The 11,671-nt window shown below is 66.5% G+C and carries 11 protein-coding genes and 1 pseudogene; 4 read left to right on the top strand and 8 right to left on the bottom strand.

Annotation, left to right across the window (positions count from 1 at the left end; all coding sequences use genetic code 11):
* Nucleotides 1-52: 52 nt before the first annotated feature.
* Genes MSG_RS13155 through MSG_RS13170 form a run of 4 tightly spaced genes read left to right on the top strand, consistent with a single transcriptional unit; the run spans nucleotide 53 to nucleotide 5,177 of the window.
* On the top strand, nucleotides 53-2,134 hold the full coding sequence (locus MSG_RS13155) for an MDR family MFS transporter (RefSeq protein ID WP_096440215.1): 2,082 nt from the start codon (nucleotides 53-55) through the stop codon (nucleotides 2,132-2,134).
* Between the two features lie 42 nt (nucleotides 2,135-2,176).
* A complete protein-coding gene (locus tag MSG_RS13160; RefSeq protein WP_096444452.1) occupies nucleotides 2,177-2,671 on the top strand; it encodes a carboxymuconolactone decarboxylase family protein in 495 nt (164 codons plus the stop codon).
* A gap of 29 nt (nucleotides 2,672-2,700) precedes the next feature.
* The gene (locus tag MSG_RS13165; protein ID WP_096440217.1) at nucleotides 2,701-4,053 is read left to right on the top strand and encodes a type I glutamate--ammonia ligase; all 1,353 of its coding nucleotides are present in this window, start codon (nucleotides 2,701-2,703) and stop codon (nucleotides 4,051-4,053) included.
* Nucleotides 4,050-5,177 carry an amidohydrolase family protein gene (locus MSG_RS13170; RefSeq protein WP_096440219.1) on the top strand — a complete coding sequence of 376 codons (1,128 nt, stop codon included), beginning with the start codon at nucleotides 4,050-4,052 and terminating at the stop codon, nucleotides 5,175-5,177. The genes MSG_RS13165 and MSG_RS13170 overlap by 4 nt, the downstream gene beginning before the upstream one ends.
* 313 nt (nucleotides 5,178-5,490) lie before the next feature.
* On the opposite strand, the gene MSG_RS13175 is transcribed toward MSG_RS13170, so the two are convergent.
* The 8 genes and pseudogenes from MSG_RS13175 to MSG_RS13210 all read right to left on the bottom strand — a co-directional run bounded on the left by MSG_RS13175 (nucleotide 5,491) and on the right by MSG_RS13210 (nucleotide 11,441).
* Nucleotides 5,491-5,949 carry a nuclear transport factor 2 family protein gene (locus MSG_RS13175; RefSeq protein WP_096440221.1) on the bottom strand — a complete coding sequence of 153 codons (459 nt, stop codon included), beginning with the start codon at nucleotides 5,947-5,949 and terminating at the stop codon, nucleotides 5,491-5,493.
* A gap of 148 nt (nucleotides 5,950-6,097) precedes the next feature.
* Nucleotides 6,098-7,425 (bottom strand): annotated as a pseudogene (locus MSG_RS13180) (cytochrome P450).
* Nucleotides 7,426-7,484: 59 nt separating this feature from the next.
* Nucleotides 7,485-7,895, bottom strand: a complete 411-nt coding sequence (locus MSG_RS13185) for a lipoprotein LpqH (protein WP_181159223.1) — start codon at nucleotides 7,893-7,895, stop codon at nucleotides 7,485-7,487.
* Between the two features lie 16 nt (nucleotides 7,896-7,911).
* The gene (locus MSG_RS13190; protein ID WP_096440223.1) at nucleotides 7,912-8,742 is read right to left on the bottom strand and encodes an SDR family oxidoreductase; all 831 of its coding nucleotides are present in this window, start codon (nucleotides 8,740-8,742) and stop codon (nucleotides 7,912-7,914) included.
* A gap of 38 nt (nucleotides 8,743-8,780) precedes the next feature.
* A complete protein-coding gene (locus tag MSG_RS13195; RefSeq protein ID WP_170063155.1) occupies nucleotides 8,781-9,254 on the bottom strand; it encodes an SRPBCC family protein in 474 nt (157 codons plus the stop codon).
* 37 nt (nucleotides 9,255-9,291) lie between these two features.
* Entirely contained in the window at nucleotides 9,292-9,702 is a 411-nt protein-coding gene (gene rpfC, locus MSG_RS13200) for a resuscitation-promoting factor RpfC (RefSeq protein ID WP_197705029.1), read from the bottom strand.
* 136 nt (nucleotides 9,703-9,838) lie between these two features.
* Nucleotides 9,839-10,420: a chorismate mutase gene (locus MSG_RS13205; protein ID WP_096444456.1), complete on the bottom strand. Its 582-nt coding sequence runs from the start codon at nucleotides 10,418-10,420 to the stop codon at nucleotides 9,839-9,841.
* A 34-nt stretch (nucleotides 10,421-10,454) separates the two neighbouring features.
* Nucleotides 10,455-11,441, bottom strand: a complete 987-nt coding sequence (locus tag MSG_RS13210) for an esterase family protein (protein WP_096440229.1) — start codon at nucleotides 11,439-11,441, stop codon at nucleotides 10,455-10,457.
* Between the last annotated feature and the right edge of the window lie 230 nt (nucleotides 11,442-11,671).

Here is an 11,671-nt window from a genome sequence, read left to right on the forward strand (position 1 = left end):
GCGGGTCGACCCTGGGCTCCCATTAGCATCGGACGCCGAGGGGAAGGCAGGCATGACGAGCCCGACAGCAGTAACCCAAGCCCGCCCCGCGGTGCAATCCACCCCCAGCGGCGAGCTGCTCAGCCAGCAACGCCGCAATCTCATCTTCGTGGCGATCGTGCTGGGGATGCTGCTCGCCGCGCTGGATCAGACCATCGTCGCGACGGCGCTGCCGACCATCGTCGCCGACCTCGGCGACGCCGGACATCAGTCCTGGGTCGTCACCAGCTACCTGCTGGCATCGACGATCGTCACCGCGCTGGTCGGTAAGCTCGGCGACCTGTTCGGCCGCAAGCGCGTGTTCCAGGCCGCCATCGTGTTCTTCGTCATCGGGTCGGTGTCCTGCGGGCTGGCTCAGTCGATGGGCATGCTCGTCGCGGCGCGGGCCCTGCAGGGCATCGGCGGCGGCGGCATCACCGTGACAGCCAGCGCGCTGATCGGTGAGGTGGTTCCACTGCGGGAGCGGGGCCGCTACCAGGGCATCCTGGGTGCGGTCTTCGGGGTCACCACGGTGGTCGGCCCGCTGCTCGGCGGCTACTTCACCGACTATCTCACCTGGCGGTGGGCGTTCTGGGTGAACGTGCCGATCTCGGTGCTCGTCATTTTCGTTGCCGCAGCGGCCATCCCGGCGCTGGCCTCGTCCACCAAGCCGGTCATCGACTACGCCGGGATCGTGTTGGTCGGCCTGGGCGCCGCCGGCCTGACCCTGGCGACCAGCTGGGGCGGCACCCTGTACGCCTGGGGTTCGCCCACGATCCTCGGGCTGTTCGCCGCCGCCGTGGCGGCGCTCGTCCTGTTCGTGTGGGTGGAAAGCCGCGCGCCGCAGCCGATTCTGCCGCCGCGCTTGTTCGCCAGCCCCGTGTTCACCGTCTGCTGCGTGTTGTCCTTCGTGGTGGGCTTCACGATGTTGGGCGCTATGACGTTCCTGCCCACCTTCATGCAGTACGTCAACGGCGTCTCGGCGACTACGTCGGGGCTGCGCACGCTGCCGATGGTGGTCGGGATGCTGATTACCTCGACCGGTAGCGGCACGCTGGTCGGACGGACCGGCCGATACAAGATCTTTCCGGTCGCCGGCACAGCGTTGATGGCGCTGGCCTTTGTGCTGATGTCCCGGATGGACCCGACCACCTCGGCCCTGTTCCAGTCGCTGTACCTCGTCGTGCTGGGCGCCGGCATCGGGCTGTCCATGCAGGTGTTGGTTCTCATCGTGCAGAACACCTCGAATTTCGAGGACCTCGGTGTCGCCACCTCGGGCGTGACCTTCTTCCGCACCATCGGAAGTTCCTTCGGCGCGGCGATATTCGGTTCGCTATTTTCCAACTTCTTGAGGGGCCGGCTCAACGCGGCCCTGGCCGCGAGCGGGGTGTCGCCGGAGGCGGTCAGCTCGCCGGGCGCCTTGCATCGCCAACCCCATAGCGTGGCCGCCCCCATCGTGGCCGCCTACTCCCAATCGCTGAGCGAGGTGTTCTTCTGGGCGGCGCCCGTTGCGCTCGTCGGGTTCGTCCTGGCGCTGTTCTTGCGCGAGGTGCCACTGCGTGAGATCCACAACAGTGCGGTCGATGTCGGCGACGGGTTCGGCATGCCGAGCACTGACACTCCCGAACGGATGCTGGAGAACGCGATCGCGCGGATGCTGCGTGGCGATCCGGGCGTGCGGTTGCGCAGTATCGCGATGTGTCCCGATTGCCGCCTCGACGTCGCCGGCCTGTGGGGCGTCATGCGGATCTACCGCTTCGGCCAGATGTACGGGACGGCTCGACTCACCGCTATCGGCGACTCGTTGCGCATCCCGTTCGAGGTGTTGGAGCCGACATTCGGCCGGCTGGTGGCGGGCGGCTACGTGCAGCGCGACGGCGACATGATGTGGCTGACCACGGCCGGCGTACAGCAGATCGACTACGTGTATTCGCTGCTGCTCGCCTGGATCGTCGACAAGCTGGGGCGCTCACCCAGCTACCAGGGGCGGCCGGACCGCCAAGCGGTCGAAACCGCCCCCGAACATATCGCCCATCGCGTTCTGGCCCAGCGTGATTGGCACGACGACGCCACCCGCACGGGGGCGCTGAAGGCCGCCGTCGGTGGCAAATATTAGAACGTGTTCCAAAAAGCCCGGGCGCGGGCGTACCATCACGCCATGAGCCGTATCGGTACATTCGCTGACGACGACATCTACAGCTGGGCCACCAAGTCTCCCGACCTCGGCGGCGCGATCGCCAACTTCAGTCAGGCCGTCTACACCAAGAACCGCCTGCCCCTGCGCACTCGCGAAATCGCCCGCGCGGTGATCGCCCACGACAACGAATGCACCGTGTGCCTGAACACCCGCGACGCCGACGGGCCGGCCGCGGGCGTCGACGAGGAGCTCTACGAGCACGCGCTGGAGTGGCGCACCTGGCCGGGGTACAGCGAGCAGGAGCGGCTGGCGGCCGAGTTCGCGCACCGATTCGGCACCGAGCACACCAAGCTGCGCGACGACGAAGATTTCTGGGCACGGGCCAACCAGCACTTCTCCGAGGAGCTGCTCGCCGACCTCGCGATGTCCTGCGCGCTGTGGGTCGGGATGGGACGCATGCTGCGGACCCTCGATATCGGCCAGACCTGCATGCTGACCCTGCCCAGCCGCGCCTAGCCATCGCCTCAGCGCCGTTCCGGGCTGCCGTGACAACGACACCCCGCGTGACCGCGGCGGTGGCCCAGCTGCAGGCCGAGGGCGTCGACACCGTCATCGGCACCGTGGTCAACGCGGCTGGACTCACCCACGCCAAGGCCGTCCCGGTCGAACGCGTCGCCGTATTCGCCGACCCCGGGCTGGGGGCGAGCCCGGCGTGGCATGGCTTCGCGATCGACCAGACCGGGCTCGCCTTCACCGACAACGTCGGCGTGGTCGGCGACCAACGCATCCGCATCGACCTCGACGCCCTGCGCAACCTCGGCGACGGAGTGGCCTGGGCCCCGGCGGCATTCTTCGATCAGGACGGGACCCCGGTTGCCGCCTGCGGCCGCGGGGCGCTGCGCCGGGTCGAGGCCGCGCTGGCCGAGGCCGGCCTCGCCGCAGAGGTCGGCCATGAAATCGAGTTCGTCCTCGTCGACCCGGACGGCGCTCAGCTGCCCTCGACGCTGTGGGCGCAGTACGGACTGGCCGGCGTGCTCGAGCGCGAAGCCTTCGTCCGCGATATCTTCGCCGCGGCCGCTACCGCAGGCGTCGGCATCGAGCAGTTGCATCCGGAGTACGGCGCCAACCAGTTCGAGATCTCGTTGTCGCCGCTGTCGGCGGTGGCCTCCGCCGACCAGCTGGTGCTGGCTCGGATCGTCATCGGCCGCGCCGCGCGCCGCCACGGGCTGCGCGTCAGCCTGTCGCCGGTGCCTTTCGCCGGAAGCGTCGGATCCGGTTCGCATCAACACTTTTCGCTGACGGCCTCCCAGGGGCCGCTGTTCTCCGGCGGACCCGGTGTGGCGGGTATGACGGCGCCGGGGGAGCGCGCCGTAGCGGGAGTGCTTCGCGGATTGCCGGAGGCCCAAGGCGTACTGTGCGGCTCCATCGTGTCGGGACTGCGCATACAGCCCGGCAACTGGGCCGGGGCCTACCTGTGCTGGGGCACCGAAAACCGGGAAGCGGCCGTGCGATTCGTCAAGGACGCACCCGGCGCCACCCACGGCGCGAACGTCGAAGTGAAGATCATCGATCCGTCGGCGAACCCCTATCTGGCATCGGCGGCCGTGCTCGGCCTGGCGCTCGACGGAATCCGCCGCGGGGCGGCGCTGCCGCCGGAAACCGCGGTCGATCCCGCACAACTGTCCGAAGCCGACCGCAACAGCGCGGGCATCGTGCTGTTGCACCAGAAGCAGCCGGACACCATTGCGGCGCTCGATGATTCGACGCTGCTGCGCGGCATTCTGGGCGATCCCGCCGTCGACGTGGTCGTCGCGGTCCGCCGGCTGGAGCAGGACCGCTACGGAAATCTGAGCCCCGAGCAGCTGGCGGACAAGTTCCGGATGGCGTGGAGCCTGTGAAGGTGGCCGAGTCCTGCGCGCTGGCGGAACAGATCGGCGCGGCCGCGTTGATCGACCAGCACGTCCATGGTTGCTGGTTGCGGGCGGGGGATCGCGGCCGGTTCGAGAACGCCCTCAACGAGGCGAACACCAAGGCGTCGACGGATTCGGGGTTCGACTCGCAAATCGGGTTCGCGGTCCGCGCTTACTGCGCTCCCATTCTCGGCTTGTCCAAACATGCAGAACCGCAGGACTATTGGGAGCGTCGCAGTGAATTCAGCGAGCGCGACTTGGCCGGCCTATTCCTGCGGGCGGCCCGCGTCAGCGACTGGCTGGTGGACACCGGAATCGGCAGCGACCTCGCCGGGGTGTCCGAGCTGGGCGAGCTCTCCGGCGATCGCGCACACGAAGTCGTCCGGCTGGAGCAGGTTGCCGAACAGGCCGCACACGCATCCGGGGACTATGCGTCGACGTTCCGGGAGATACTGCACCGCCGCGCCGCCGGGGCGGTGGGGACCAAGTCGATCCTGGCATACCGCGGGGGGTTTGACGGCGACCTTACGGAGCCGCCGGCGGCGCAGGTCGCCGAGGCCGCCAGCCGGTGGCGTGACCGCGGCGGCACCCGTCTGGACGATCGGGTGCTGTTGCGGTTCGGCCTGCACGAGGCGCTGCGCGTCGGCAAGCCGCTGCAGTTGCACGTCGGATTCGGGGATCGAGACTGCGATCTGCACAAGTCGAATCCGCTGTATCTGCTTGATTTTCTGCAGCAGTCGAATGACATCCCGATCGTCTTGCTGCATTGCTATCCCTACGAGCGGGAAGCGGGTTATCTGGCGCAAGCCTTCAACAACGTCTACCTCGATGGCGGACTGAGCGTGAACTACCTTGGCGCCAGGGCGCCCTCGTTCATCGCCCGGCTGCTGGAGATGGCGCCCTTCCGCAAGATTCTGTACTCCTCGGACGGATTCGGCCCCGCCGAGCTGCACTTCCTGGGCGCCGCCCTGTGGCGCAACGGAATTCATCGGGTGCTGCGCGGCTTCGTCGATAGCGACGAATGGAGCGAGGCCGACGCGGTGCGGGTGGTCGATCTCATCGCCCACGGTAATGCCGCCCGCATCTATCGCCTCGGCGCGGCAGCGGGCTGATCGGCGTCGCCGGAATGACCTTTCCGGCCCGGAAAGTGGTCGCGCACGCCGGTGGTCGGGCGGAAAGATACCGCAGGTATGACTCATTGGACTGGGGTACAATAACAGCGCTGTAATCGGGCAGCAGCAATAGCAATCGGGGTGCATGCGATGACACGTTTTCGCAGCAAGGCCGGCGCCATCGCGCTGATACTGGCCTTCACAGCTACGACCGCGTCAGGGTGCACGACGCCCATCACCATCGACTGCACTGGAACCACGCTGACCTGCTCAGGCGGCTAGGCTAATCAGGCCCTTCGTGCGCAACGGGCGATCAGACTAGCGCGGAAGCATCAAAAACCCAGCTCACATCCGCATTCGCCAAGTTCTCGAAATGATTGGGCGGCGCGAAGCTCACCAGACTGTTCATGTCCCAATAGTCTTTCCAGAGCGTGACTTTCCCGTCGACCACCTTATGAACGGTGACGAACCTGAGCACGCCTTGCTCACCGGTCGCGAACGTCCAGGTCTCGGAGTGTTCGTAGATGACATCGGGTCCGTTCGACACCAGCAGACCGTCGTGGTTTTCGTAGCCTGCCAGCGGCCCGAGACCCATTTTCAGCCGCTTCACGATGTCTTCGGGGCCGCGGGCCGACAAGGCCGGAACCGGCATATCGACGTACAGACAGCCCGTTGCCAGGAAGGTTTCGATCGCTTCCCAATCGCGGCGCGACAGTGCGCGCCACAAGCCGACAACGACATCCTCGACGGCAATCGTAGAAACTTCTGTCATAGCGGCAAATAAACCCGGTTGCCGGGTGGGTGTCAATCATGGTTCTGCAACGACATCGTTCCCGCTACCACCCCGGGCGGCGCGGCGGACGCCTGGCAGCGGGTGTTGGCCTGGTTCGGCCGCTACCTGGCCCCGCATTGGTCGAGCCCTAGCGGTCGAAGCCGGCCATCGAATGGGCGCGGCCGAGCGCTACCGGCAGCGTCGACCACCCGCGCAGCACCCGGGTGTCCCGCCGGCTACCGGCTCCCGCCGCGCGCACGTCGGGGAAGTGCTCGAAAAACGCCCGCAACCCCACTTCACCCTCGGCGCGGGCGAGTGCGGCCCCCAGGCAGAAGTGCCGGCCGCCAGAAAACGCGAGATGCCTTCCCACATTGGGACGTTCGATGTCGAAGCGATGCGGGTCCGCAAACACGGCGGGATCCCGGTTCGCGGCCGCCAGGTAGACCACCACCAGCTCGCCGCGACTGATCTGCCGGCCCGCAAGCTCGACATCGCGCAGCGCGACGCGGGCGGTGAGCTGCACGGGTGAATCCAGCCGCAGGATTTCCTCGACGGTGTTGGGCCACAATTCGCGACGTTCGCGCAGCGTGCGAAGGTGCTCGGGGTGGTCCAGCAACATGTGAATTCCGTTGCTCAACAGGTTCACCGTCGTCTCGAAGCCGGCGGCCAGCACCAGCCCGGCGATCGCCAGCAGTTCGGTATCGGTGAGATGCGTTTCGGCAGAGCCGTTTTCCGATGTCCGGATCAACTGACTCATCAAGCTGTCACTCGGGGAGCGCCGCAGCTCCCGCAGATGGTCGGCCAGCCAGAAGTTGAAGCCGGCGATCCCTCGTTGCACGCTGCGGTATTGCCGCCACGGCAATCCGATATCCAGGCTCGGCGCCGCGAGTTCGCCGAACTCCAGCACGCGCCTACGGTCCTGGTCGGGCACACCCAGGATGTCGCTGATGATCGACACCGGAAGTTGGGAGCAATACCGCGCCACGACGTCGACGACACCACCGGACTCGGCGGCCAGCTGATCCAGCAGGCCCACGGCGGTCTGCTCGACGCGATCACGCAGCCCGGCGACCGCCCTCGGGGTGAAGACCGCGGACACCGACTTGCGATAGCGGGTGTGGTCGGGCGGCTCCACGGCCAGCAGCGACGGCGGCCGCAGCGGATGGAGAAGATCGTCGCGGGTCTGCCGCTCCAGCCAGGCGAGCGGCTTTGGCAGGTTTGACCCCATCATCAGGACGCGGAAATCGTCGGAGCGCAGCAACTCGGCGGCGAGGGCGTGGTCGACCGTCAGGTAACTGACGCGACTCTTCACCAGTGCGCCTTGCGCCCGAACCTCGTCGTAGAAGGGCACCGGGTCGGCCCCGCCACCTGCGGATCGGCCACCAGCCGAGAATTCAGATCGCCCCGTCGTACCCCGATCGCTGCGGCACCCCGGAAAAACCCGTGCATCGCAAGCCAGTGCAACCTCTCCTGCACAGCCCCTCCGTAGAAGTGGTCGTCGTCGTCAAGCGTAGGCCGGTAGGCACCGCGCCGCGTCAGCACTCGGCGGTGAGCTTGAAATCCGTGGTGACCACCTTGTTCGGATTGCTGTTGTTGATGCCGTAGGCGCTGCCCGTGATCGTGTAGGCGGTGTTGTTGACCTCAACGCGGGCCTCACCCACGCCGCCTTGCCAGGTGCTGCCGGTGAATCCGGCGAAGTTGCGGATCTTCACCCACTGCGGAATGGCCCGATCGCCGCTGAGTAACACCACCGCTTCGACCTGGCTGTCGTGATCACGGATGTCGATGGTCCGGTAGCCCTGCAGCTGGCTGCACTGGGCCGGGCGCGTGGTGTGCGTGGCCCCGTCGATCGTCAGGTGCGCGGCCGCACGGGGGGTGGTGGGGTGGCTCCCGCAGCCCGCAAGGCCGGCGACCACGACAGCGGCCGCAATCAACTCTGTTCGCACCGGCTCCGCTCCTTCACTACCGTTCCGACATCAGCCCGGGGAGGGATTTGGCGATGCGCCCCCGCACGAGTTCCGGGCTCAGCCCCTTGAGCAGGTCAATCCAGCGAATGCTCTTCGGCACGTACCAGTGCAACCGTTTCGGGTCGTGGTAAGCCTGCCACGCGGCCTGCGCCACGCTCTGTGCGGGCATCAGGCGGAACATGCCCTTTCGGGGCGCGCCGGCCCGAAACTCCTCGGGCGACTTCGGCACCTCGCCATCGTTGGAGTGGTTGCGGGTCGAGGTCAGGATCGCGGTGTCGATCAGGCCGGGTAGCACGTCGGCGACCCGGACGCCGTGTCGATGCCACTCCACGCTGAGCGCCTCGGTCAGCCCCTTGACCGCATGCTTGGTCGCCGAGTAGACGGCGATGCGCGGCATGCCGTAGGTCGCCGACGAGGACGACGTCGAGAACATCAGGCTGCCCGGCGCCTTTTTTAGATAGGGGAGCGAGCTATAGGCGCCGGTCAGAACCGCTTTGAAATTGACCTCCACGACGCGCATCGCGGCTTCGTGTGGCACGTCCTCGAACCAGCCCGATTCGCCGATGCCGGCGTTGTTCCACATCATGTCCAGCCCGCCACCGGCATTGCCCGCGCAGAAGTCGGCCAGGGCGCTGTCCAGGGCCGCCTTGTCCGTCACATCTACGGCGCGTGTCCACAGGCGCTCGTCACCGAGCTCTGGGCTCAGCGTTGCCAGGCCATCGGCATTGCGGTCCACCGCCCCGACTCGCCAGCCCTTGGCATGGAAGAGCTTGGCCCCCTCCCGGCCCATGCCGCTGCCAGCTCCAGTGATGAAGACTGATTTCACATTCCTGTTTTCGGCGCCTGGCATGGAAGCCTTTCCCGTCAGCCCGCCTCGACCGCGTCTTTGATGCGGTTGAGCGTCTTGGTCATATCACGGACGTTGCGCCGCTTCCGCAAGAAGCCGCCAAACACCCAGTAGACGCCCAACCACGGGGCGGGATTGAGCCGGAACGACTCGGTCACGTCTGTGCCGTCGCCCGAAGGCGCCAGCCGATAGTGCCAGTTGTTCACCGCCCTATCGCCCAGCAGAACCGTGAAACCGAATTCGCGGCCGGGTTCGCACGCGGTCACTTCACAGGTCGTCCAATAAACCGGACCTATTTCATTTCGCCGAACGTGGCCACGAAATTTAGCGCCGAGTGCCGGGCCGGTTGCATCGCCGAGCCACTCCGCTTCCATTACTTCGGGGGAGAACCGTCCAGTGTTACGGACATCCGCGATCAGATCCCAGATCTTGGCCGCGGGCGCCGCCATGTGCACCGTAGCCGAACCTTCCATGCCCCGATCCAAACACATGTGCCGATCGCGTCATAGACCCCGGCTGCGGTTGCTATCAGTGCGGCAACGCCGCCTGGATAAGCCCGTTGATGATCTCCTTGATGCCCTGGGCGGGGTGCGAGTACCACCCGATCGGCAGACCTGATTGAGCACCGCACTTTGGCCAGGCTTCGACACCGTTGTCCGCGAAAACCCGGTTAGCAACGGCGATTTGCTGCTCCCTGGTGGCCGCCGCAGGGTTGCCGACACCGCCGTATCGGGCCCAGGTGTCCGGTTTGAATTGCAGTCCGCCGTATTCGCCGTTCCCTGTGTTGGCGTGCCAGTTGCCACCGGACTCACACTGCGCGATCGCATCCCAGTTGGGGGTGGGGGCGGCGCCTGCCGCCGCGGTGGACGGACCAAGCGACGCTGCGATGAACCCGCCGACGACGACGGCCTTGATGAGAGGCTTGGCGAGATTTCTCATGTCGAGCAATTCGGCACGTGTGTACAAAACGTTACCGTTTTGATTAATTCGCGAGATAAGAAATTTATGGCAGTTTTATGGCAAGGAAATCAGCGCCCGGCCACCCCCGGCAGCACGTTAGTTAGCCCGGCAAAGGTCAGGCGCAATACGACCGAGTCGCGGCCACCAGGGCCTGCTGATAGAGGCCATCGAGGTGGCGCGCCCGGACGACGTCGCTGCGCGCGGCGTCGAGCTGCGCGGCGCACTGCGGCGAATGCAAGAGCTCCCACTTGGCCGCGATCTGGGTCAGCATCGTCTGGTTGAAGCCGTCGATCGCCGACCGTGAGGCCGCCAGGTCGGGCGCACCCGCCGGCGCGTTGGACGGGGTGAGCTTCCAGTCGCCGAACCGGCGGTATTCGATGCCCTCGGTGGCGCTGATCTGGTCGCCGAACACCCGGGCGACGTAATCCGGGTCGAGGTCCCGGTCCGCTGCGTCCGCCCTCATGGCGGCAAGTTCCTGCTGCACGCGGACCGGGTCCTCGATGGCGTCGTGCGTATTCCACTTGGAGGCCGCCACCGGCTCGGCGATCCGCAACCGCTGGGCGGCGGCGTCGACCAGCTCGGTCAGCGGGCCGGATCCGTCGGCTCGGGACGGCGCGATCGGGGTGGCCGTCAATACTGCGCATGCTCCGGCGGCGCCAACGGCCCATAACGCGCTACTGCGCCTGACAATGGCCATCAAGCGCAGTAGCGACATTCTGAAGTTGAGCCGGTTATCCGCCGCCGGGGGTCGCGCCCAAGGTCGTCTGCAGGTCACCCTTCATAGCGTTGAGCTGAGCGCCCCAGTACTCCCAGCTGTGGGTTCCGTAGTTGGGGAAGTTGAACACGGCGTTGTGGCCACCCGCGGCGGTGTAGGCCTCCTGGAACTTCTTGTTCACGCCGATCATGAAGTTGCTCTCCAGGAACGTCGCCGGCAGGTTGGCACCACCGAGTTCGTTGGGGGTTCCGTTGCCGCAGTACACCCAGAGTCGGGTGTTGTTGGCGACGAGCTGGCCGACGTTGACCAGGGGATCGTTGCGCTGCCACGCGGGGTCGTTGTCCGGCCCCCACATGTCTTCCTTCTTGTAGCCGCCGGCATCGCCCATCGCCAGGCCTATCCAGCCCTGCCCGGTGGACGGGCTGAGGTAGCCGGACAGCGAGCTGGCGTAGATGAACTGGGCCGGGTGGTAGATCGCCAGATTCATGGCTGAGGCACCGGCCATCGAGATGCCGACTGCCGCGCCACCGTTCGCCTTGACGCCTTTCTGCGACGCCAGGTAGCCGGGCAGCTCGCTGGTCAGGAACGTCTCCCACTTATAGGTCGAACAGCCCGCCTTCCCGCAGGCAGGGCGGTACCAGTCGGTGTAGAAGCTCGACTGACCACCGACGGGCATGACGATCGACAGGCCGGACTTGTAGTACCACTCGAACGCCGGGGTGTTGATGTCCCAGCCGTTGTAGTCGTCCTGGGCCCGCAACCCGTCGAGCAGGTAAACCGCAGGAGACCCGTCGCCACCGCTTTGGAACTGCACCTTGATGTTGCGACCCATCCCCGCCGACGGCACCTGCAGGTATTCGACGGGCAGCCCCGGGCGGGAGAATGCTCCCGCGGTCGGTGCACCGCCGGCAAGACCGATCAGGCCCGGCAGGGCGATAGCCGCTGCCGCACCGACTAAAAGCCGGCGCCCCCAGGCCCGGACCTTCTCGCTCACGTCTGTCATACCTGCGCCCCTTGTCCTTAGGTCGTGGTGGCTCTGGGCAGAAATTTACCGTGAGAATGCGCCAAATGTCGATTAGGACGCGATGCCATCTCGGTCGTGCATCGGTTTGCGCCACCAATTTCGCAGCCCGGATAACCCGGCTTGTTGGCGCCCCGGCCGTCGGCTGCGCATCCGCCGGATGCCCGAAGCCACACCGGAACCGCCTGGCAGCGGGCCTGCGCCAGGATGGC

It is taken from the genome of Mycobacterium shigaense (assembly GCF_002356315.1).
GTDB classification, from domain to species: Bacteria; Actinomycetota; Actinomycetes; order Mycobacteriales; family Mycobacteriaceae; genus Mycobacterium; species Mycobacterium shigaense.